Here is a 21,417-nt window from a genome sequence, read left to right as displayed (position 1 = left end):
CAGTGACGGGGGCGTACGGGTGCGGGCTACGGCTTCTGGAAACCTGCGTCCTGGAGAATCTTCTGGGCGGCCGGCGTGCTGAGCCAGGCCACGAAGGCGGCAGCGGCGTCGGCGTTCTTGGAGGCCTTGAGCGTGGCCGCCGGGTAGGAGGCGATCTGGTTCTGGGCGTCGGGGATCTCCACCGCGTCGACCTTGTCGGCCGCGCCGGCGGCGTCGGTCTGGTAGACGAGACCGGCGTCGGCCTCGCCGAGCTCGACCTTGCTGAGGACCCCGCGGACGTTGGGCTCCTGGGAGACCGGCTTGACCGTGATCTTCTGCGCGTCCAGGACCTTCTTGCTGTAGCGCCCCGCGGGGACCTCGGGGGCGGCGAGGACGACCTTGAGCTTGGTGTCGCCGAGGTCCTTCAGCTCGTCGATCTTCTTGGGGTTGCCCTCGACGGTGGCGATGACCATGCGGTTCTTGGCGATGACGGTCGGGGTGCCGGTGTCGGCCCTCAGGCCGTCCATCGTCTTGGTGTCGGCGGTGACCAGGGCGTCGGCGGGGGCGCCCTGCCTCACCTGGGCGGCGAGCTCCTGGGAGCCGGCGAAGGAGAAGGTGATTCTGGTGCCGGGGTGGGACTTCTCGTAGACAGCGCCGGCGGCCTTGAAGACATCCGTGAGCGAGGCCGCGGCGAGAACGGTCAGCTGCGCGCCGGGGGCGGTGGACCCCTTGGCCCCAGAGTCCTTGGTGTCCTTGGAGGCGCCGTCGCCGCAGGCGGCGAGGGGGACGAGGAGGGCTGCGGTGAGGACGGCGGCGGCTGCGCGGCGACGGTTGAAGGTCATGGGGGTGGAGCTCCTGGGGGTGCGGACGGCGGGCACGAGCCGTCCGAGCGGATGGTGAAGAGCCACGCCGGGAACGGGCGGCGCCGCTGGTGTCACTGATGTCGCGGGAGCGGGAGAGAGCGGGGCGGTGGCCGGGCGGCTCAGGTGCGGTCGATGTGCACGCTGGTGGACTTCACGCGGGCGGTGGCCCGCATGCCGACCTCGAGTCCGAGCTCCTCCACCGCCTCCCGGGTGAGCAGGGAGACCAGGCGGTGCGGACCGGCCTGGATCTCGATCTGCGCGGCGACGTCGCCGAGTTTGACGGCGGTGACGATGCCGGGGAAGGCGTTACGGGCCGAGGTGTAGGGGGCCTCGTCCTCACCCTGGCCGCTCTGGGCGACCTCGATGGAGAACGCGGCCAGATCCCGGCCGTCGATGAGGCGCCGGCCGGCTTCGTCGCGATGGGTCGCGACCCGCCCGGCGTCCGCCCAGCGGCGCGCGGTGTCGGGTGAGACACCGAGCAGACGGGCCGCCTGCCCGATCGTGTAGGACTGCATATGCGCCACGTTAGGCCGCCTGACCTCTCATATGCAATTGATCGACGCGATTTCTGTAGCAGATGCCAAACCCCTTGGAGAAAGCGACAAGTTCCACGATGCGGTTGAGTCCAGGGCAGGCACCGGGCCGGGGCGGGCACGGGTCCGGGCGGTCGGAGCCGGGCGGTCAGGGCCTGCGGCGCAGGGCTCGGCGGCGGTCCTCCTCGGCGTGGACGAGGTCCGCGAGGCGCTGGGTCTCCGGGCTGAGGACGACGGGCCGCTGCTCGTCCTCGTCGGTGAGGACGCCCTGCTCGCGCAGCTGCTGGTCGTAGACCATCACCGGCGGGTACGGATCGGGATCGGAGGGGCGCGGGCCCTCCGGTCCCTCGGGGCCGACCCGGACCAGCCGCTCGACCCGTACGATCCTGAACCGGCGCCCCTCGACGGTCAGTTCGTCGGTGCGCCGGGCGTCGAAGCGGTCGGCCGCGGCCATGTAGGGGGCGTGCAGGGCAGGGTCGGGCCCCAGCTCCCAGGGGATCATCACCCGGAGTTTCATGGCGAGCCCGTCGCGGGCGGCCTGCGGGGTGACACAGGCGCCACCGGACTCTGGCCGCCAGCGGCCCCGTACGTGCTCGGCCGTCATGAAGGTGGCGGGCAGCAGCACACCACCCGGGTGGGTCTCGGCCGCGCGCCGCGAGTCCTCGCGGACGTCGTCGGGGACGGTGCCGGCCTTGCGGACCAGGGAGAGCAGCTCCACCTTGAGAATGCCCTCGGACATGCCGGTGGCCGTCAGCGGGTCGATGACGAACCCCTCGGTGGGGCAGCGCGCGCTGTGCGACTCGCCGGGAGGCGCCGGGTCCGGGTCGGAGGGGCGCGGCGGCTCGGGTCCGTCGGGCCCGGAGCGGACGAAGACCTCGGCGCGCACGACCCGGTGGCGTACGCCGAGGACGGTCAGCTCGTCCAGGGGCTCCCAGTCCATGAGCTCGACCGCGCGGGCGCACGCCTCCTGCGCTGCCGGGTCGCCGTCCTGTTCGGCCCGCTGGAGGAGTCTGCGGAACTGCGACCCCATGGCGTCCCGGCCGTCCTGCGGGGTGTCGCCGGAGACGGAGTCGAGCAGCTCCCAGCCTCCGCGCTCGCGCTCCCGCGCGACGCCGAAGACCGGGCCGCCGGCGGAGAGGAGATCGGGATACTTCTCGCGTGCCTCCCACGCCTCCACGTCCGCGACCGCGGCGACCGGCTGGTCGAGGGCGGTCATACGGATCGTGCGGTACGCGGGCACGCTGTCACCCAGGTCTGTCATGGGGCCCAGCGTGCCCACGCCGGGCTCCCCGCAGGGGTGAATCGACCCAACAGTCACAACGGTTGGATCGGGCGCGGGCGGGACGGCGGCGAACGGACGGATCAGCGTTCGACCGGCAGGCCGCGCGGTTCCTTGATGCGCTTCATGATGATCTGGGAGTTGACCTCGGTGACTCCGGCGAGGGTGGTGAGGCGTTCGATCCACAGCCGTTCGTACGCGGCGAGGTCGGCGACGGCGATCCGCAGCAGACAGCCGGGGCTGCCGAAGAGGCGGTACGCCTCGATGACGTCGGGGATCGTCTTGAGTGCCTCCTCGAACGCCTCCACGGTCTCCCGGTCGCGGCGCACCTCGATCGAGACGAGGACCTCGAAGCCGCGGCCGACCGCCTCCGGGTCGACGATCGCGCGGTAGCCCTGGATGACTCCGTCCTGCTCCAGCTGGCGCACGCGGCGCATGCAGGGTGAGGGGCTCAGGCCCACGCGCTGGGCGAGCTCCTGGTTGGTGAGCCGCCCGTCGTTCTGGAGCTCACGCAAGATACTGAGATCGATCGCGTCCATCACGCAATTATCCCCCACGATCCAGGGTCGACCGTGCGGATCTTGGCAAGCACATTGCGCGCCCTTCCATCTATCGTTGCGCCAGTCATACAAGCATTCGGAAGGGCGCGGCGTGGAGCGGGTACAGACACCGGAGCAGCAGCGGCGGATCGTCGTGATCAGCACGGGCGGCACCATCGCCAGCCGCTGGCAGGGCACCGGTTTCGCCGCCGACGCCAGCGGCCGGGACGTCATGTCCACCGCGGCACTCCCCGAGGGGATATCCGTCGAGGTCGTCGACCTCTTCAGCGTGAACAGCCCCCGGCTGACCTCCGCCCAGCAGCTCACCCTGCTGCGCACGGTCCACGACGTGCTGGCCGACCCTGATGTGGCCGGTGTCGTCGTCGCCCACGGCACGGACACCCTGGAGGAGTCCGCCTTCCTGCTCGACCTGTACCACCACGACCCGCGCCCCGTGGTCCTCACCGGCGCACAGCGGCCCATGGGCACGGAGGACGGCGACGGGCCCAACAATCTCTACGACGCACTGCTCACCGCCGCCTCGGTGCGCGGACTCGGCGTCCTGGTCGTCTTCGACGGCAAGGTCCACGCCGCCCGTGGCACGGTCAAGACGCAGACGCTGGCCCTCGACGCGTTCGCCGACCCGTCCGGGCCGCGCCTGGGCAACGTCGGCTTCGGCAAGGTGACCGTCCTGCGCCACGCCGAGCGCCCGGAGCCCCTCGGGCTCCCGGACGTCACGCCCGGCGCGCTGCCCCGGGTGGACATGGTCATGCACCACGTGGACGCCGACCCGCTGCTGCTGAACGCCGCCGTGCAGGCCGGCGCCCAGGGCATCGTGCTGATCGCCACCGGCGCCGGGAACGCCACCCCGGAGTTCGTCGACGCGGTCGCCGCCGCCGTGGAGCGGGGCGTCCTGGTGGCGCTCACCACGCGGGTGGCGGCGGGGCCGGTCACCGAGATCTACACCCATGGCGGCGCCGTGGACCTGGTCGCGGCGGGCGCCGTGCCGACCGGCACGCTCCGCGCGGGCCAGGCCCGGATCGCCGTCCTCGCGGCGCTGCTCGACACCGAGGCCGACTCCCGGAACGAGGTCCTGCGCCGCCTGCTCGAGCAGCCGGCCGGTGAGCCCGCGGGCGCCGTCCTGGCCGGCCTCTCCGCCTGATCCCCCCTGCCTTCCCTCCCCACTCTCTCCCCTCGTACCACTGAAGGACTCATGACCGCCGTCGCCGCCGTCCGCCGCGAACACGATCTGCTCGGGGACCGTGACGTCCCCGCCGAGGCGTACTGGGGCATCCACTCCCTGCGCGCCATGGAGAACTTCCCCGTCACGGGCACCCCGATCTCGGTCTACCCGCAGCTGGTCGAGGCACTCGCCGCGGTCAAGGAGGCCGCGGCGCTGGCCAACGAGGAGCTCGGGCTGCTGCCGGCCGAGAAGGCCGCGGCGATCGTCGCCGCCTGCCGGGAGATCCGCGCGGGCGCCCTGCACGACCAGTTCGTCGTGGACGTCATTCAGGGCGGCGCCGGGACCTCGACCAACATGAACGCCAACGAGGTCGTCGCCAACCGGGCGCTGGAACTCCTCGGCCACGGCAAGGGGCAGTACCAGCACCTGCACCCCAACGAGGACGTCAACCTCAGCCAGTCCACCAACGACGTCTACCCGACCGCCGTGAAGCTGGCGACGATCACCGCCGCGCACGGGCTGCTGCGCGCGATGGCCGTCCTCCAGGACGCGTTCGCCGGCAAGGCCGTCGAGTTCCGCGACATCCTGAAGATGGGCCGCACCCAGCTCCAGGACGCGGTGCCGATGACCCTGGGCCAGGAATTCTCCGCGTACGCCGTGATGCTGGACGAGGACCGCAGCCGGCTCGCCGAGGCCGTCGAGCTGATCCACGAGATCAATCTGGGCGCCACCGCGATCGGCACCGGGCTCAACGCCCCGCCCGGATACGCCGAGACGGCCCGCCGTCACCTCGCCGCGATCACCGGCCTGCCGCTGGTGACCGCCGCGAACCTGGTCGAGGCCACCCAGGACTGCGGCGCGTTCGTGCACCTGTCCGGGGTGCTCAAGCGGATCGCGGTCAAGCTCTCCAAGAGCTGCAACGACCTGCGGCTGCTCTCCTCCGGCCCGCGCGCGGGCTTGGGCGAGATCAACCTGCCGCCCGTACAGGCCGGTTCCAGCATCATGCCGGGCAAGGTCAACCCGGTCATCCCCGAGGTCGTCAACCAGGTCGCGTTCACCGTCATCGGCAACGACGTGACCATCACGATGGCCGCCGAGGCCGGACAGCTCCAGCTCAACGCCTTCGAACCGGTCATCCTGCACTCCCTGGCGACCTCCCTCACCTCGCTCCGCGCGGCCTGTGTGACCCTCGCCGAGCGGTGCGTGACCGGCATCACCGCCAACACCGAGGTGCTGCGCGCCACCGTGGAGAACTCCATCGGCCTGGTCACCGCCCTCAACCCGCACATCGGCTACACGGCCGCCACCTCCATCGCGCAGGAGGCGCTGACCACCGGCCGCGGGGTGGCCGAACTGGTCCTGGAGAAGGGCCTCCTGCCCGCCGACCGGCTCGCCACGCTGCTCACCCCCGAGCGTCTGGCCGGCGCCGGTCAGGGCTGATCCCGGCGCAGGGCCCCGCGGCATGGGCCCGCAGCAAGGCCCGCGGTAGGGTCTCCCGCATGAGCGAACAGGAGCTGCTGGACAGCGTGCGGGGGTCGTACGACGTGCTGGCCCGGGACCTGCACGAGCAGTGGGACGACGAGCTCGCGGCCCGGCCGCTGGAGCGGGCGCTGATCGGCGCCTTCGCCGAGGAGGTCCGGGCCACGGGCCTGCCGGTCCTGGACGCGGGCTGTGGGACGGGCCGGGTGACGCCCTTTCTGCACGGGCTCGGCGTACCGGTGTCCGGTGTGGACCTCTCCCCCGGGATGGTGGAGGTGGCGCGCGAGAAGCACCCCGGCATCCGCTTCGACGTGGGCTCGATCCTCGCCCTGGACGTGCCGGACGGCTCGCTCTGCGGCGTCCTCGCCTGGTACTCCATCATCCACCTGACCGACGAACAACTCCCCCGGGCCTTCGCGGAGTTCGCGCGGGTCCTGGCCCCCGGCGGGCAGCTGCTGCTCGCCTTCCAGTGCGACGGGGAGCCGCTGGTGATGACCGAGGCGCTCGGCCACCCGGTCCGCCTCACCTTCCACCGGCGCGACCCGGACCAGGTCGTCGCGCTGCTGGCCGAGGCGGGGTTCGCCCCGCGCGCCCGGACGGTCCGGGAGCGGCTGGAGCACGAGCGGACCCGGCAGGCGTTCGTCCTGGCCGCCCGGGAGTGACCCCCCGGCCGCCCCGCGCCCCGGGCCGCACAGTCCGGGGCGGGGCGGCCGTGCTGAATGATGCGGGGCATGCGCATCGGCCACTGTCTCAACGGCAACCAGCCGCGCCTGACCGCACGGACCTGAGGAGCCACGGACTACTTGGTCTCCTCGGCCTGGCCGACATGTTCGCCGGGGGTGGCCAGTTCCTCCACGGCGTCGACGCCGACGACCGCGCCGGTGGACTTCTTGCCGCGCCGCAGCCGGCCTTCGAGCCATCCGGCGAAGGTGGTGAGGGCGAAGTTGAGCGCGACGAAGATGACGGCGACGACCGTGAAGCCGGCGATCGTGTTGGCGCCGTAGTTGGCGCTCATCGGGCGGACCGAGGCGAGCAGTTCGGAGAAGCCGAGCATCGCGCCGCCGAGCGCGGTGTCCTTGACGATGACGACCAGCTGGCTGACGAGCGCGGGCAGCATCGCGGTCACCGACTGCGGCAGCAGCACGTACGTCATGGTCTGGCCCTTGCGCATGCCGATCGCCTTGGCCGCGTCGGTCTGCCCGGCGGGCAGCGCCAGGATGCCGGCCCGTACCACCTCGGCGAGGACCGAGGCGTTGTAGAGGACGAGGCCGGTGACGACCGCGTACAGCGGCCGGCTGCTCGGGCTGATGTCGGTGAACTGGGAGTAGGCGGCGTTGGCGAAGAGCATCAGGATCAGCACGGGGATGGCGCGGAAGAACTCCACGACCGTGCCGGCGGCGCCGAGCACCCACCAGTGGTCGGAGAGGCGGGCGATGCCGAACAGCGCGCCCAGCGGCAGCGCGATGACCATGGCGAGCGCGGCGCCGAGGAGGGTGTTCTCCAAGGCCGGCAGGAGGTACGTGCTCCAGGTGCGGGAGTCCGTGAAGAACGGCGCCCACTTGGACCATTCGAGCTGGCCCTTGTCGGCGAGGCTGAGGACCACCCACCAGATCAGCACGCCCAGGGCGGCGAGGAAGACCACGGTGTAGAGGAGGTTGCGGCGCTTGGCGCGCGGCCCCGGGACGTCGTACAGCACGTTGGTCATCGCTTCACCGCCACCTTCTTGGCCACCCAGCCGAGGAAGAGGCCGGTGGGGAGGGTGAGGCAGATGAATCCGACGGCGAAGATGGCCGAGATGAGGATGAGCTGGGCCTCGTTCTCGATCATCTCGCGCATCAGCAGCGCCGCCTCGGCGACTCCGATCGCGGCGGCCACGGTGGTGTTCTTGGTGAGCGCGATCAGGACGTTGGCGAGCGGGCCGACCACGGAGCGGAAGGCCTGCGGCAGCACGATGAGCCTCAGGACCTGCGGGAAGCTCAGCCCGATGGCGCGGGCCGCCTCCACCTGACCGACCGGGACCGTGTTGATGCCCGAGCGCAGCGCCTCGCAGACGAACGCGGCGGTGTAGGCGATCAGCCCGAGGACGGCGAGACGGAAGTTGATCGTGGTGAAGTCGTCCGCGCCCAGTGAGACGTTGAGCGTCTGGAAGAGGCCGAGCGAGGTGAAGACGATGATCACCGTGAGTGGGATGTTACGGACGATGTTGACGTAGGCGGTGCCGAAGCCACGCATCAGGGGGACGGGGCTGACGCGCATGGCCGCCAGCAGCGTCCCCCAGATCAGGGAGCCGATCGCGGAGTAGACGGTGAGCTGGACCGTTACCCAGAACGCTCCCAGCAGGTCGTAGCCTTCGAGGAAGTCGAACACGGCTGCCCGCTCAGTCGACGACCACGCCGATCTTCGGCGCCGGCTCGTTCTTGTAGTTGGCCGGACCGAAGTTCTTCTGGACGTACGACTCCCAGGAGCCGTCCTGGACCATCTTCTCCAGGGCCGTGTTGATCTTCTCCGTGAGGTCGCTTCCCTTCTGGACGCCGATTCCGTAGTTCTCGTTGCTCAGCTTGAAGCCGCCGAGCTTGAACTTGCCCTTGAACTGCTCCTGCGCCGCGTATCCGGCGAGGATCGAGTCATCGGTGGTGAGCGCGTCGATGACCCTGTTCTCCAGGCCGGTCAGGCACTCCGAGTAGCCGCCGTACTCCTGGAGCTGGGCCTCGGGGGCGATCTCCGCCTTGACGTTCTGGGCGGAGGTGGAGCCGGTGACCGAGCAGAGCCGCTTGTCGCTCAGGTCCTCCGGCTTGGTGATGGTGGTGTCGTCGGCGCGGATCAGGACGTCCTGGTGGGCCAGGAGGTAGGGCCCGGCGAAGTCGACCTTCTTCGCGCGTTCGTCGTTGATCGAGTAGGAAGCCGCGATGAAGTCGACGTCGCCGCGCTGGAGCAGCGTCTCGCGGTCGGCGCTCTTGGCCTCCTTCCATTCGATGTCGCCGGGTTCGTACCCCAGTTCCTTGGCGATGTACGTCGCCACGTCGACGTCGAAGCCGGTGTACTTGCCGTCCGGCGTCTTCAGGCCGAGGCCGGGCTGGTCGTACTTGATCCCGATGGTGATCTTGCTGCCGGCGTCGCCGTCCCCGCCTTCGCCGCAGGCCGCGACGGACAGGGCGAGCGCGAGCGCGGCGGCCGCCGCGACGGAGGCCTTGAGTGTCTTCATGGTCATCACCCCTGGGAGTGCGTGGTGCGGGCTCAGTGGTGGAGGATCTTCGAGAGGAAGTCCTTGGCACGGTCACTGCGCGGGTTGCTGAAGAACTGGTCCGGGGTGGTCTCCTCGACGATCCGGCCGTCCGACATGAAGACCACGCGGTTGGCGGCGGACCGGGCGAAGCCCATCTCGTGGGTGACGACGACCATGGTCATGCCGTCGCGGGCGAGCTGCTGCATGACCTCGAGCACCTCGTTGATCATCTCCGGGTCGAGGGCGGAGGTCGGCTCGTCGAAGAGCATGACCTTCGGGTCCATGGCCAGGGCGCGGGCGATCGCCACCCGCTGCTGCTGGCCGCCGGAGAGCTGGGCGGGGTACTTGTCGGCCTGGGAGGCGACACCGACCCGGTCCAGAAGTGCCCGGGCCCGCTGCTCGGCCGTCTTCTTGTCCTTCTTACGGACCCGGATCTGGCCGAGGGTGACGTTCTCCAGGACGGTCTTGTGGGCGAAGAGGTTGAACGACTGGAAGACCATGCCGACGTCGGCCCGGAGGGTCGCCAGCTCCCGCCCTTCGGCGGGCAGGGGCTTGCCGTCGATGACGATCTCGCCGTTGTCGATGGTCTCCAGGCGGTTGATGGCACGGCACAGCGTCGACTTTCCGGAGCCGGACGGGCCGATGACGACCACGACCTCACCACGGCCGATGGTGAGATCGATGTTCTGGAGCACATGGAGCGCGCCGAAGTGCTTGTCGACGTTCTTCAGGACGACGAGCGCGTCGCTGTCCCGCGCGCCGGGGGGTGGTGCGCCGTCGGCGTGCGCGGCCTTGTCGTGTGCGTCGTCCGGACCGGGCATGGCACCCTCCAGGGTCACCCTCTTCCCGCTCTGCCGTCCCTTCTCACGTTCATGCTCCGCCGTCCGGGATCCGGTCGCACGCCGGACCCCGGACGGCGGACCGCCGGTTGCCACCCGTAGGCGGACACCGCTCCGGGGCCGCGTCCCGTACGTCCGCCAGCGCGTGGGTGCGCAAGGGCCGCAGCAGCTCCCGCCAGGGCGCTGGTCCACGCGGCGCGGTTCCCGCCCGCGGCGGTGAGGGCGACGGCGATCAGCCCGTCGGCGGCGGCCCCGCTTCCGGCCGGCCGCCGGGCGACGGCCAGCAGTGACGCCAGGTCGCCCTCCTGCCGCATGCCGGCAAGAAAGGGGGCGGGGCGGCTGGATTCGAACCAGCGTGTTCCGGTTTTGGAGACCGGGTGCGCCTGCCTCTGCGCTACGGCCCCGCCCTTGCGGACGATCCTAGATCACCGAAACGGGTGAGCGCCTCACCATGCCGCTTCCTGATAGTCCTTGAGGAACACGCCCGCCACCGGCGCGCCCGCCTCTCCTCGCACGATCGGGTCGTAGACGCGTGCCGCTCCGTCCACGACGTCCAGCGGCGTACGGAAGCCGGCCGCGGCGATCCGGAGCTTCGCCGGCAGGGGGTTCTCGTCGGTGATCCAGCCGGTGTCGACGCTGCACATATGGACGCCCTGCTCGGCCAGTTCGGGTCCGCTGGTGCGGGTGAGCATGTTGAGCGCGGCCTTGGCCATGTTGGTGTGCGGGTGCCCGGAGGTCTTGCGGCGTACGGTGAACCGGCCCTCCACCGCCGTCACGTTGACGATGTAGCGGTGCGGCCGGGGCGAGGCCAGCAGCAGCGGCAGCAGGCGGTCCACGAGCAGGGCCGGGGCGAGCGCGTTGACGAGCTGGGTCTCCAGGAGTTCGGCCGGGTCGAGCTCGCCCATGCGGGCGGACCAGGAGTTGGCGGGTGCGCGGTCGGGCAGCAGACCGGCCTCGTCGGCCTCGGCCAGGACCAGGGCGAGTGCGCCATGGGCGGAGGGGGCTTCGAGGGCGCGCATGGGTGTGTAGCCGGGGGCCTGCCAGACACCTTCGGGGAGCGCGGCGCTCTCCCCGGCGGCGAGCGCCGCGTACGACTCGGGTGGGCGGCGGATGGTCTGGGCGGCGTTGTTGACGAGGATGTCGAGGGGTTCGCCGTCCTCCCGCAGCCGCTCGCACAGGCCCAGGACCTGGCGGGGGTCGCGCAGGTCGACGGCGACGACGGTGAGCCGGTGGAGCCATCTCTCGCTGCCGGGCGCGGCCCGGAAGCGGCTGAGGGTGTCGGCCGGGAAACGGCTGGTGACGAGGAGTTCGGCGCCGTCGCGGAGCATCATCAGGGCCAGCTGGAAGCCGATCTTGACCCGGCCGCCGGTGAGCAGGGCCCGGCGGCCGGTCAGGTCGGTGCTCAGTGAGCGGCGGGCGGTGTTGTCGGCGGCGCAGTCCGGGCAGAGCAGGTGGTAGAAGGCGTCGGCCCGCCGGTAGAGCCCCTTGCAGACGTAGCAGCGGCGGGGGCGCAGGTAGTGCCCTGCGGCGCGGCCGCTCTCGGCCGTGTCGAGGGGGGCGTCCTCGCGGCGGGTGAGCGCGCCGGTGGCGGTGGCGGCCATGACGGCGGCGTCGGCCTCGGCGCGGGCGTCGTTGCGGTCCTTGCGGCGGCGCTGTCGTCCGTCGCGGGCGAAGGAGGCGGCGACATGTTCGGCGCGCAGGCGTACCGGGTCGTCGACGGGGAGGTCGCGCAGCTTGCGCACCGTACGGTCGAAGGCGGCGAGTTCCTCGTCGCTGATGTGCTCGGCCACCCCTGCCCCCCGTTCGAATGGTCCGTGGCCCCGACCGGATTCGAACCGGCGTGTCCGTCCTTGCGAGGACGGCGCGCCTGCCTCTGGGCTACGGAGCCACGGTGTGCACTGCCCGACGGCCGGATTCGAACCGGCGTGCCCGGCCTGCGAGACCGGTGCGCCTGCCTCTGCGCTACATCCGGACAGCGCCGGAAATCCTACCGTCCGATTTCATGGGTGATCACCGAGGCAGGGGCGGGCCGATGCGGCCCTCCGCCTTGGTGGAGCGTCAGGAGTCGACCGGTTCGAGCTCGGACTCGAAGGCCGCGACGACCTTCTCGCACAGCTCGACGAACATGGCGCGCTCGCCCGCGCTGAGGGCGGCGGTGGCGATGCGAGCGTTGTCCCGGCGCTGCTGGGCAACCCGGGCGAGGAACGCCCAGCCGGTCGGGGTGAGGGAGGTGGTCAGCTCGCGGCGGTCCTCGCCGATGGCCTCCTGGACGACCAGGTCGAGGTCCTTCAGGACACGCAGCGCCTTGGAGGTCGTCTGCCGGGACACACCGAGGGAGGCGCTCAGGACCGAGGGGGTCATCGCCCCCCGGATGCGGAGCAGTTCGAGCACGTCGTACTGCTGCCAGGTGACGCCCTCCGGGTTCGAGCGGGTCCGGCGGGCGACCAGGACGCACTGCAGGTGCGACAGCGCGTTCTCCAGCTCACTGGGCTCGCCCGGCAGGTCCGGCGAGGCATCGGATCTCGTCATGAGGGCACTTTCGCTGGTCGGAGCGGGCAGATGGGTGTCGCGATTCAGACCCCCCATCCTAAGTGGGTGCGGGCCCGTCCCGGCGGTAGATCACCACGACCGAACAGTTGCCCAGAAGAAACAACGCTTCCACTCACTCCCAGGCCGCCACAAACCAGACCTCTCACCCAAACCGAACATACGCGCGGCTGAGCCTGGAGAATCGTTTCCGATCGGAAACCAATGCTATCGTGAGCCGCTCCTGAAAGCGTTTGCCGCTCGGCAACCACACCCCTCCTTCCCGCTGGTGGAGCATCATGCCCTTAGCCATCGCCGTCCTCGCCGTCGGCGTCTTCTGTGTCAACACCACCGAGATCATGGTCGCCGGACTGCTGCCCAGCATCTCCGAGGCCTTCGGCGTCTCCGTGTCGTCCGTCGGATATCTGGTCTCCGCCTTCGCCCTGACGATGGTCGTCGGCGGACCGCTGCTCACGGTCGCGCTGCTGCGCGCGTCCCGCAAGAAGGCCCTCATCGGCCTGCTTCTGGTGTTCGTGGCCGGCCAGTTGCTGGGCGCCGTCGCCCAGGACTACTGGGTGCTGGTCGTCTCCCGTGTCGTCACCGCGCTCGCCGCGTCCGCCTTCTACGGCATCGCCGTCGCCGTCAGCGCCCGCCTGGTCGGCCCGGACATGCGGGCCCGCGCCCTGTCCGTGCTGATGAGCGGCATGATGGTGGCGCAGGTCGTCGGGCTTCCCGTCGCGGCCTTCGTCGACCAGCACTTCGGCTGGCGCGCCAGCTTCTACGGCCTGGCCGCGCTCGCGGCGCTCTGCGCACTGCTGGTGTGGGCGCGCGTGCCCGACTCGCCCGTACCGCAGAAGGTGAACCTGCGCGGCGAGCTCGACTCGTTCCGCAACCGCGCCCTGTGGGCGGCGTACGGCACCAACGCCCTGGTCATCGGCTCGGTGGTGGCGGCCTTCAGCTACTTCGCCCCCATCTTCGAGGAGCTGACCGGCTTCCCGTCCGGGGCGACCCCGCTGCTGTTCGCGCTGTTCGGCATCGGCACCATCGCCGGCAACATGGTCACCGGCCGGCTCGCCGACCGGTACATGATGCCCGTGCTGCTGTACGGACTTGCGGGACTCACCGCCGTACTCGCCGCCTTCGCACTGGTGGCGGAGAACAAGCCCGCGACCGTCGTGGCCGTGGCGGTGCTCGGAGTCATCGGCCTCCCCCTCAACCCCGCCCTCGGGGTACGGGTCATGCGGCTGGCCGACGACGGGCCGATGGTGTCGACGGTGAACGCCTCGGCGGTCAACGTCGGTGTGGCGCTGGGGCCTTGGGTGGCCGGGCTGGCGATCAGCGCCGAGATGGGGCTGCGCGCACCGCTGTGGGTGGGCGCGGCGATGGCGCTGGCCGGGCTGCTGTCCCTGCTGCCCGCGCTCGGCCGGGGCGGCCGCGCCGCCACGGGCGACCGGCATGAGCCGGCCGGGCGGGAGCCTGCCGCCGACCGCGAGCCGGTCCGCTAGGGTCCGGTCCGACCGAACAGGCCCGTTCACCGCCGCCGTCGCGGAAGTGAACGGGCCTCGTCATCCACGGTTCACCGGCGGGCATCCGGGGGGCGGTCGCCTGCCGGCCGGGTGCCTCAGTCCTTCACGTCCGGCGATCCCGCGGTGCCCTCATGGGCGACCGTACGGGCCAGCGACCGCAGCGCCATGGGCAGCCCGGCCTCGATGGACGGGGCGAGCACCGGAACGAGCCCGGCGGCGCCCAGGCCCTCGATCGCCGCCTGATGGGTGATGCGGGTCCCGCCGCCGGGCAGGTCCGTCAGCCGGTGGGCGAAGCGCAGCTCCGCACCGGGGACCGGGGTGCGGGTGGTGAAGCACACCCCCTCCTCCACATCGGTGAGCCGGAAGGGCACCGGCTCCTGCCCCTTCAGCGTGAGCCGGCCCGCCACCCCTTCGGCGAACGGTCCGTCGAGCTCCACCTCGTGCACCTCGTCGTCCCACCGCGCCCAGAGCCCGACCTGGCTGTACCACGGCCAGACGACCGCCCTGGAGACCTCCACATCCTCGGTGCGCTCGTACTCCCACATACCGACCCCTCTCCAAATGATTGCCGAATGGCAACCATATAAGGGAAGGAGGCTCGTGATCAAGTCAAACTACTTTCTGTTCGACAACTATCTCGTTTGAATTGACACACCGTCACCGGCCTATTCCAAACAGGGTTGACACTCCAACTACCTCATGCCTAGGGTAATTTCTGTACGACAACCATCCCGATCGGAACCGCTTCTGACGTCGCAGAATCCGCGCTGAATCGACCCAGAGGGACCTTGCGCATGGAGAAGGATTCAAGTCCGTTAGCCGACGCCTTACCCGGCCGCTCACCCGGACCCTTACTCGAACCGATAGCCGTCGACGATTCCTTGACATTACCCGCTCAGTTCGAGCGGATCGTCCGCGCCCATGGAAACAGAACGGCCCTCGCCTTCGGCGACGAGGCACTCACCTACGCCCAGTTGAACCAGCGGGCGAACCGCATGGCCCGCCGGCTGCGCGCGGCAGGAGTGGGCGACGGCACCCCCGTCGGGGTCCACCTGACCCGGTCCCTGGACCTGTACGCCGTCGCCCTCGCCGTACTGAAGGCCGGCGGCTGTGTCGTACCGCTCAACCCCGAGCATCCGGCCCCGTTCCTCGCCCGTATCGCCGAAGAATCGTCGCTGCACACGGTGGTCCATGACGACACCGACCAGCTGCCCGATACCGTCCGTGGCTCGCGCCTCGCCGTGGGCGCGCTCGCCGAGGCGAGCGCGGACCGCGACGACACCGACCCGCCCACGGCGCCGGGGCCGCTGAGCACGGCGTTCCTCCTGTTCACCTCCGGCTCCACCGGCGAGCCGAAGGGCGTACGGATCGCGCACCGCGGACTCGCCCGGCTCGGACCGCACAGCGGAGCGCTCGACATCCGCGCCGACGATTGCCTCGTACAGTCCGCCGCGTTCTCCTTCGCCGCCTCCACCATCGAGATCTGGCTGGCGCTGCTGCACGGCGCGAAGCTGGTCGTCATGCCGCCCGGGCTGCCGTCCCTGCCGGTGCTGCGCGACGCCGTCGTACGCCACGGCGTGAGCGTGCTCTGCCTGCCCTGCGGGCTCTTCAACGTCCTCGTGGACAACGAACCCGAGAGCCTCGCCGGACTCAGGATCATCCTGCTCAGCGGCGACTTCCCCTCCCCCGAGCACCTGGAGAGGGCCGCGGAGCTCACCCCCGCCACGGTCTACAACGGCTACGGCTGCACCGAGAACTCCTCGATCACGGCCGTGTACCCGATCCGATCCGCCGACGACGTACGCGCGGCGGACCGGGTGCCCATCGGGCGGCCGCTGCCCACCGTAACGCTCGACGTGCTCGACGACGAGCTGCGGCCCTGCGGCCCCGGCACGACCGGCCAGCTTGCCGTCGGCGGCACCGGGCTCGCCCTGGGCTACCTGGACCGGCCGGAGCTGACGGCGGAGAAGTTCGTCACCGCGCCGGACGGCCTGCCGCGCTATCTCACCGGCGACCTGGCCCGCGCCACCCCCGAAGGTGACATCGTCGTCGTCGGCCGGTCCGACAGCATGGTCAAGATCCGCGGCTACCGCGTGGAGACCACCGCCGTGGCCCTCGCCCTGCGCTCCCTGGACAGCGTCCGGGACGTGGTCGTCAAGGCCTTCCCCGACGGCCTGGGCGGCAAGGCCCTCACCGCCTTCTACACGACGGCGGACGGCCGGGCCGCCGACCCGGAGGACCTCGCCGCACGCCTGGGCGCCCAGCTCCCCTCGTACATGGTCCCCTCGGCCTTCCGGCACCTCGACGCAATGCCGACCAATGTGAACGGCAAGGTCGACCGCACCGCCCTCACCGACCCGGCCACCCCGGCCGGCCCCTCAGCGAAAGGTGACACCGTCATGCAGAATCCGCTCGAGTCGGTGGTCCTCCAGGCGTGGAAGGACATCTCCGGAGTCGACGAATTCAGCACCACCGACTCCTTCCTGGGACACGGCGGAAACTCTCTGCACTTCGTCCAGCTCGCCTCCCGACTGCAGAAGATATTCGGGGTGGACGTGGCCACCGAGGACGTCTTCCGGCACGGCACCGTGGAGAAACTGACCCGTTTCGTCGAGGAATCGCGCGGCGCCGGCCGGGATTCCACCGCACAGGCGCAGTAAACCGCCTCCCACGGCTGGTGAAACCCTTTCGGAGGACAGAGGAACCGGTGAACAATCCGCTGGAAGCCGCCCTGCTCGATCTGACCCGCCAGACCATGGGAATCGCCGGACTGCGCCCCGACGAATCCTTTGTCGAGAAATGCCCCGAGCCCGACCCTACGGACCGGCTCGACCGGCTCGACCGGCTCGCCACGGTGCTCGAAGCCGTTTTCGCAGTGGACCTCACCGGTGCGCTGCTGCGCACGTCGGACACGGTCGCCAAGGTCATGGAGCACATCGACCGCCGCCGCACCGGCACCGGAACGCCGGAGCTGAGGGCCGGATCCGCGCCGCGCGCCGACGGCGCCACCGAGGCGTCGTACGGTCAGCACGGCATCTGGCTCATCGACCAATATCTGCCCAACCCCGCCGCGTACAACGGACCCTTTTCCGTACGGCTGCCCTTTTCCCTCGACCCTGAGCGATTACGCGGAGCGGTTTCCGGGACGCTGCGGCGCCAGGAGGCCCTGCGGACCCGGTATTCGTTGGTGGAAGGAAAGCTTCTCGCGGTCGTCTCGGAGGACGACTCCCTCTTCCACTTCGCGGTCGGGCACTACGCCGACGACAAGGAACGAGACGCGCTCCTGCACCAGGTGGCCAACCTCCGGCTCGACCTGGAGCACGGACCGCTGACCGCCGTGGTCTGCGCACTCGGCCCGGACGGCGAGTCCACCCTCATCTGCAACATCCACCACATAGCCTCCGACGCCGCCTCGGCAGGTGTCTTCGTGCGGGAACTCCTCGACGCCTACGAGCGGATCGGTCAGGGCCTGCCCGTGGAGGCCGCCCCGGAGCGGCCCACGTACGCGGACTTCGCGCACTGGTACCGCGAGCGGCTGCCCGAGCCCGCCCTGGCGAAGCTGCTCGACCACTGGGCCGACAAGCTCTCCGGTGAACTGCCCGTCCTCGACCTGCCGACGGACCGGCCGCGGCCCGCCGTCCAGCGCCACGAGGGCTCCACCGTCACCTTCAGCCTCCCGGCCGGTCTCGCCGACGCGTTCGAGGAGCTCGCCGCCGAGGAGGACGTCACCCTCTTCATGGCGCTGTTCGCCGCGTACGCTGTCTTCCTCGCCCGCCACACCGGACGGCGCCGCGTCCTGATCGGCAGCCCGGTCTCCCTGCGGGACGACCCGCAGACCCAGGACCTCGTCGGCTACTTCGTCAACCTGGTCGTCCTCCAGCAGGAGATCGACGACCGGATGACGGTCCGGGACGTGCTGCGCCTGGCGCGCGAGGAGGTCACCGACGCCCTGCGCCACAAGTGGGCCCCCTTCGACAAGGTCGTCGAGCGCCTCCAGCCCCGGCGCAGCAGCAGCTACACCCCGCTCGTGCAGACCATGCTGGTACTGACGCAGACCGGTTCGGGCCGGCTGCGGCACGAGGGGACGGAGCTGCGGATCGAGCGCGGCGGCGGCCATGGCGCCAAGTACGACCTGTCGCTGGTCTTCGACCGGGACCCGGACGGGCTGCACGGCATGCTGGAGTACGACTCCCACCTCTTCGACGAGTCGACCGTACGGGCCATGGGCGAGCGCTTCCGGCACGTCGTGGAGGGGTTCGTCGCCCGGCCCGACGCGCCGCTGCGGGAGCTGACCCTGCTCGGCCCGGACGAGGAGCGCGTGCTGCTGGCCCGGGGCGACCGGGTGGCCCGGGCCGCCGAGGCGGTGCCGGTGACGGAGCTGTTCGAGGCGCGGGCGGCCGCCACCCCCGACGCGGTCGCCCTCACCCACGGCGCCGAACGACTGACCTACCGCGAGCTCGACGAGCGCGCCAATCAACTCGCGTACGTCCTGAGGGAGTCGGGGATCGGGGCGGGCAGCCGGGTGGGCCTCTTCCTGCCCCGGTCGCCCGGCATGATCACCGCGCTGCTCGGAATCCTGAAGTCCGGCGCCGCCTACGTCCCGGTCGACCCGTCCTATCCGCGCGAGAGGGTTTCGTACGTCCTCGCCGACGCAGGCGTCTCCCTCGTCGTCACCGACAGCTCGGTCGCGGATCAACTCCCCGACGGACTGGACCTGTTCACGCTCGACCGGCACACGGAGCGGATCGCCCGCGCCGAGCGGACCAGCCCGGGACGGGTCAAGACGCCCGACGACGAGATCTACGTCGTCCACACCTCGGGTTCGACCGGCACGCCCAAGGGCGTGGTGATCGACGACCGTACGGTCTCCAACCTGGTCGCCGCACAGCACCGCTGCTCCCCCGAGGGCGCCCAGGGTGTCACCTTGCAGTACATGACGCTGTCGTTCGACGTGTCGGTGATGGAGATCCTCGGCACGCTCTGCGTCGGCGGGCAGCTCGCGCTGATCCCGGAGGAGCTCCAGAAGGACCTGCACGCGCTGGCCGGGTTCGTCGCCGAGCGGCGGATCACCCGGATGTATCTGCCGTACATCGCGCTCCAGCAGTTCGCGTCCCTCGCGGTCGCCTCGGACTTGCGCTTCGACGCCCTGCGCGAGATCACCTCGGTGGGCGAGGCGCTGGTGGTGTCGCCGCAGATAAGGGAGTTCTTCACCCGCCATCCGCGGGCCCGGCTGGTCAACATGTACGGCCCGTCGGAGACCCATCTCGCCAGCTGGCACCCGCTGCCGGGGCCGCCGTCGTCCTGGCCGGAGGCACCCGCCATCGGCAAGCCGGTCGACGGGGTGCGGCTGGTCGTACTGGGACCGCACCGGGAGCTGGTGCCCTCGGGCGTGCCCGGAGAGCTCTACATCGGCGGCCCGGTCCTCTCCCCCGGCTACCACGGACGGCCCGAGGAGACCGAACGGCGTTTCGTCCCCGACCCGTTCGGCGAAGCGAGCGACCTGATGTACCGCACCGGCGACCTGGTGCGGTGGAATGCCGCCGGGGACCTGGAGTACCTCGGACGCATCGACCACCAGATCAAGATCCGCGGGTACCGCGTGGAGCCCACCGAGATCGAGGCGGCGCTCGACCGGCTCGACGGGATCGAGGCCTCGGCCGTCGCCGCCGTCGACTTCGGCCCCGGCGACCGGCGGCTGGTCGCCGTCGTCGAAGGCGCGCGCGGCGAGGACGACTCCGGCGCGCTGCGGCGGGAACTCTCCGCGTTCCTGCCGGACTACATGGTGCCCGCGCTGCTCGTACCGGTCGACCGGATCCCGACCGCCCCCAGCGGCAAGATCGACCGCAAGGCGCTGCCCGGCCTCATCGAGGCCCGGATCGGCGAGGCCCGGACCCGGACGCCGGTGGTGGCGCAGCCGCCCCGGCCCGGGGTGGAGCAGCGGATCGCCGCCGAGTGGGCCGACGTCCTCAAGGCTCCGGCCGTCGGGCGCGCCGACGACTTCTTCGCGCTCGGGGGCAATTCGATCATCGCCACCGAGCTGGTCTACCGGCTGCGCCGGGTCTTCGACACGGACATTCCGCTGCGGGCGCTGTTCGACAACCCGACCGTGGCCGGCATGGCCGCCCGGCTCCGGGACGGCGGCGCATCGGGCCCGGATCTGCGGCCGGATCTGCGGGCCGACGTCACGCTGCCCGAGGAAGTGCGGGCCGCCGCCGGGACACCGGTTCCCGCCGCCGAGGCCCGCGAGATCCTGCTCACCGGCGCCACCGGATTCCTCGGGGTTTATCTGCTAAGGGAGTTGACGGCGCTGCCAGGGCGTACGGTCCACTGCCTGGTCCGCGCCGGGGACGAGGCCGCCGCACTGGAGCGGCTGCGGTCCACGGCCGCGCGGTACGGCCTGGTGGAGTCGGTGGCCTGGGAGCGGGTCCGGGCGGTGGGGGGCGATCTGTCCCGGGAGCGCTGGGGTCTGCCCGAGCCGGTGTACACCGCGCTGAGCGGCACGGTCGAGGTGGTGTACCACGCCGCTGCGCACATCAACTTCGTGCTGCCGTACGCCTCGGTGAAGCCGACGAACGTCGACGGGATGCGGCGGGTCGTGGAGTTCGTGGCCACGACGCGGCCGAAGCAGCTGCACTACATGTCGACGATCGCCGTCTTCGCCCCGGGCGAGGCCCGTGAGGGCGCGGTGCTCACCGAGGACGTGGTGCCGGACGCGCCGGAGAAGCTGGGGATCGGCTACACACAGAGCAAGTGGGTGGCCGAGCGGATCGCCGGGGAGGCGAGACGCCGGGGCGTGCCGGTGACGGTGTACCGCATCGGCCGTATCTCCGGTGACAGCGTCACCGGCGCCTGTCAGGCCGACGACTTCCTGTGGCGGCAGATCAAGAGCTTCGTCGAACTGGGCTCGGCGCCTCCGGCGGCCGAACTGTCGACGGATCTGCTGCCGGTGGACTTCGTGGGCCGGGCGGTCGTCGCGCTCTCCCAGGATCCCGCCGCCGAGAACCGCACCCTGCACCTCTTCCACCCCGAAGGCTCCGACTTCACCCCCGTCCACGACGCGATCCGCGCCGAGGGCCATCCCCTGACCGTCGTACCGGCCGAGGAGTGGCTGGCCCGGCTGGAGGAGTCGGCGAGCCGGCCCGGCGGCAACGCCCTGGCCGCGGCCGTCCCGCTGTTCCGGGAGGGCGCGCTCGAACTCGGCGACGACCGGTACGGCAACGACGCCACCACGCGTCTGCTGGCGGGCCTGGGCCTGACGTACCCGGCCATCGACGAGCAGGCGATCTCCCGGATGATCCGCTACTTCCGCTCCACGGGCGAGCTCGACCGGTGAGCCACACCGGTGAGCTCGACGGCAACGACGCCGCGGACGGCCCGGCATGGCCGGGCCCGCCCCCCCACCTCCATCGCCAGTCATCCGCCGACGGGCCGCCCGGTCCGCCGCGGGA

Annotated in this window: 17 protein-coding genes and 3 tRNA genes; 6 read left to right on the top strand and 14 right to left on the bottom strand. The window is 71.0% G+C overall.

Going from position 1 to position 21,417, the window contains the following annotated elements; all coding sequences use genetic code 11:
- Positions 1-26: 26 nt before the first annotated feature.
- From modA to IEZ01_RS11645, 4 genes are all read right to left on the bottom strand, one after another.
- On the bottom strand, positions 27-821 hold the full coding sequence (gene modA / locus IEZ01_RS11660; protein WP_189201531.1) for a molybdate ABC transporter substrate-binding protein: 795 nt from the start codon (positions 819-821) through the stop codon (positions 27-29).
- Positions 822-961: 140 nt separating this feature from the next.
- Complete coding sequence (locus IEZ01_RS11655) at positions 962-1,357, bottom strand: TOBE domain-containing protein (RefSeq protein ID WP_019884124.1); 396 nt, start codon at positions 1,355-1,357, stop codon at positions 962-964.
- Between the two features lie 166 nt (positions 1,358-1,523).
- The gene (locus tag IEZ01_RS11650; RefSeq protein WP_229832892.1) at positions 1,524-2,636 is read right to left on the bottom strand and encodes a DUF5954 family protein; all 1,113 of its coding nucleotides are present in this window, start codon (positions 2,634-2,636) and stop codon (positions 1,524-1,526) included.
- Between the two features lie 101 nt (positions 2,637-2,737).
- Positions 2,738-3,193 carry an Lrp/AsnC family transcriptional regulator gene (locus IEZ01_RS11645; protein WP_019884126.1) on the bottom strand — a complete coding sequence of 152 codons (456 nt, stop codon included), beginning with the start codon at positions 3,191-3,193 and terminating at the stop codon, positions 2,738-2,740.
- 112 nt (positions 3,194-3,305) lie between these two features.
- Here IEZ01_RS11645 and IEZ01_RS11640 point away from each other — a divergent pair, with 112 nt between their 5' ends.
- The 3 genes from IEZ01_RS11640 to IEZ01_RS11630 are packed head-to-tail and all read left to right on the top strand — an operon-like array spanning position 3,306 to position 6,517.
- Positions 3,306-4,355 carry an asparaginase gene (locus tag IEZ01_RS11640; protein ID WP_189201527.1) on the top strand — a complete coding sequence of 350 codons (1,050 nt, stop codon included), beginning with the start codon at positions 3,306-3,308 and terminating at the stop codon, positions 4,353-4,355.
- A gap of 51 nt (positions 4,356-4,406) precedes the next feature.
- The gene (aspA, locus tag IEZ01_RS11635; RefSeq protein WP_189201525.1) at positions 4,407-5,816 is read left to right on the top strand and encodes an aspartate ammonia-lyase; all 1,410 of its coding nucleotides are present in this window, start codon (positions 4,407-4,409) and stop codon (positions 5,814-5,816) included.
- A 59-nt stretch (positions 5,817-5,875) separates the two neighbouring features.
- The gene (locus tag IEZ01_RS11630) at positions 5,876-6,517 is read left to right on the top strand and encodes a class I SAM-dependent methyltransferase (RefSeq protein ID WP_189201523.1); all 642 of its coding nucleotides are present in this window, start codon (positions 5,876-5,878) and stop codon (positions 6,515-6,517) included.
- A 137-nt stretch (positions 6,518-6,654) separates the two neighbouring features.
- On the opposite strand, the gene IEZ01_RS11625 is transcribed toward IEZ01_RS11630, so the two are convergent.
- From IEZ01_RS11625 to IEZ01_RS11585, 9 genes are all read right to left on the bottom strand, one after another.
- Complete coding sequence (locus tag IEZ01_RS11625; RefSeq protein ID WP_189201520.1) at positions 6,655-7,560, bottom strand: amino acid ABC transporter permease; 906 nt, start codon at positions 7,558-7,560, stop codon at positions 6,655-6,657.
- A complete protein-coding gene (locus tag IEZ01_RS11620; RefSeq protein WP_019884131.1) occupies positions 7,557-8,222 on the bottom strand; it encodes an amino acid ABC transporter permease in 666 nt (221 codons plus the stop codon). The genes IEZ01_RS11625 and IEZ01_RS11620 overlap by 4 nt, the downstream gene beginning before the upstream one ends.
- A 10-nt stretch (positions 8,223-8,232) precedes the next feature.
- Positions 8,233-9,057, bottom strand: a complete 825-nt coding sequence (locus IEZ01_RS11615) for a glutamate ABC transporter substrate-binding protein (RefSeq protein ID WP_189201518.1) — start codon at positions 9,055-9,057, stop codon at positions 8,233-8,235.
- A 32-nt stretch (positions 9,058-9,089) separates the two neighbouring features.
- Entirely contained in the window at positions 9,090-9,899 is an 810-nt protein-coding gene (locus IEZ01_RS11610) for an amino acid ABC transporter ATP-binding protein (protein ID WP_229832891.1), read from the bottom strand.
- 347 nt (positions 9,900-10,246) lie between these two features.
- A tRNA-Trp gene (locus IEZ01_RS11605) sits at positions 10,247-10,323 on the bottom strand.
- A 40-nt stretch (positions 10,324-10,363) separates the two neighbouring features.
- On the bottom strand, positions 10,364-11,707 hold the full coding sequence (locus tag IEZ01_RS11600) for an SDR family NAD(P)-dependent oxidoreductase (RefSeq protein WP_189201516.1): 1,344 nt from the start codon (positions 11,705-11,707) through the stop codon (positions 10,364-10,366).
- 25 nt (positions 11,708-11,732) lie between these two features.
- A tRNA-Ala gene (locus IEZ01_RS11595) sits at positions 11,733-11,805 on the bottom strand.
- 13 nt (positions 11,806-11,818) lie between these two features.
- Positions 11,819-11,889: transfer RNA gene (locus IEZ01_RS11590), tRNA-Ala, on the bottom strand.
- Between the two features lie 86 nt (positions 11,890-11,975).
- Positions 11,976-12,446, bottom strand: coding sequence for a MarR family winged helix-turn-helix transcriptional regulator (locus tag IEZ01_RS11585; protein WP_019884136.1), 471 nt, complete (start codon positions 12,444-12,446; stop codon positions 11,976-11,978).
- Between the two features lie 296 nt (positions 12,447-12,742).
- Here IEZ01_RS11585 and IEZ01_RS11580 point away from each other — a divergent pair, with 296 nt between their 5' ends.
- Positions 12,743-13,948, top strand: a complete 1,206-nt coding sequence (locus IEZ01_RS11580; protein WP_229832889.1) for an MFS transporter — start codon at positions 12,743-12,745, stop codon at positions 13,946-13,948.
- A gap of 116 nt (positions 13,949-14,064) precedes the next feature.
- Here IEZ01_RS11580 and IEZ01_RS11575 read toward each other — a convergent pair whose 3' ends face one another.
- Entirely contained in the window at positions 14,065-14,514 is a 450-nt protein-coding gene (locus IEZ01_RS11575; RefSeq protein WP_189201512.1) for an SRPBCC family protein, read from the bottom strand.
- A gap of 336 nt (positions 14,515-14,850) precedes the next feature.
- Between IEZ01_RS11575 and IEZ01_RS11570 the strand changes: the two genes are divergently transcribed.
- The gene (locus IEZ01_RS11570; RefSeq protein ID WP_158685638.1) at positions 14,851-16,629 is read left to right on the top strand and encodes a non-ribosomal peptide synthetase; all 1,779 of its coding nucleotides are present in this window, start codon (positions 14,851-14,853) and stop codon (positions 16,627-16,629) included.
- 47 nt (positions 16,630-16,676) lie between these two features.
- The gene (locus tag IEZ01_RS11565) at positions 16,677-21,302 is read left to right on the top strand and encodes a non-ribosomal peptide synthetase (RefSeq protein ID WP_189201510.1); all 4,626 of its coding nucleotides are present in this window, start codon (positions 16,677-16,679) and stop codon (positions 21,300-21,302) included.
- Positions 21,303-21,417: the final 115 nt, after the last annotated feature.

Source organism: Streptomyces purpureus, from assembly GCF_014648195.1.
In the GTDB taxonomy this organism is placed as follows: domain Bacteria; phylum Actinomycetota; class Actinomycetes; order Streptomycetales; family Streptomycetaceae; genus Streptomyces; species Streptomyces purpureus.
This window is presented reverse-complemented; position numbering and strand designations above follow the sequence as displayed.

Excerpts from the sequence above, each read along its gene's own strand:
- aspA (WP_189201525.1), top strand. The coding sequence starts at position 4,407 with ATGACCGCCGTCGCCGCCGTCCGCCGCGAACACGATCTGCTCGGGGAC.
- modA (WP_189201531.1), bottom strand. The coding sequence starts at position 821 with ATGACCTTCAACCGTCGCCGCGCAGCCGCCGCCGTCCTCACCGCAGCC.
- IEZ01_RS11650 (WP_229832892.1), bottom strand. The coding sequence starts at position 2,636 with ATGACAGACCTGGGTGACAGCGTGCCCGCGTACCGCACGATCCGTATG.
- IEZ01_RS11585 (WP_019884136.1), bottom strand. The coding sequence starts at position 12,446 with ATGACGAGATCCGATGCCTCGCCGGACCTGCCGGGCGAGCCCAGTGAG.
- IEZ01_RS11625 (WP_189201520.1), bottom strand. The coding sequence starts at position 7,560 with ATGACCAACGTGCTGTACGACGTCCCGGGGCCGCGCGCCAAGCGCCGC.
- IEZ01_RS11580 (WP_229832889.1), top strand. The coding sequence starts at position 12,743 with ATGCCCTTAGCCATCGCCGTCCTCGCCGTCGGCGTCTTCTGTGTCAAC.
- IEZ01_RS11655 (WP_019884124.1), bottom strand. The coding sequence starts at position 1,357 with ATGCAGTCCTACACGATCGGGCAGGCGGCCCGTCTGCTCGGTGTCTCA.
- IEZ01_RS11630 (WP_189201523.1), top strand. The coding sequence starts at position 5,876 with ATGAGCGAACAGGAGCTGCTGGACAGCGTGCGGGGGTCGTACGACGTG.
- IEZ01_RS11645 (WP_019884126.1), bottom strand. The coding sequence starts at position 3,193 with ATGGACGCGATCGATCTCAGTATCTTGCGTGAGCTCCAGAACGACGGG.
- IEZ01_RS11610 (WP_229832891.1), bottom strand. The coding sequence starts at position 9,899 with ATGCCCGGTCCGGACGACGCACACGACAAGGCCGCGCACGCCGACGGC.
- IEZ01_RS11615 (WP_189201518.1), bottom strand. The coding sequence starts at position 9,057 with ATGAAGACACTCAAGGCCTCCGTCGCGGCGGCCGCCGCGCTCGCGCTC.
- IEZ01_RS11575 (WP_189201512.1), bottom strand. The coding sequence starts at position 14,514 with ATGTGGGAGTACGAGCGCACCGAGGATGTGGAGGTCTCCAGGGCGGTC.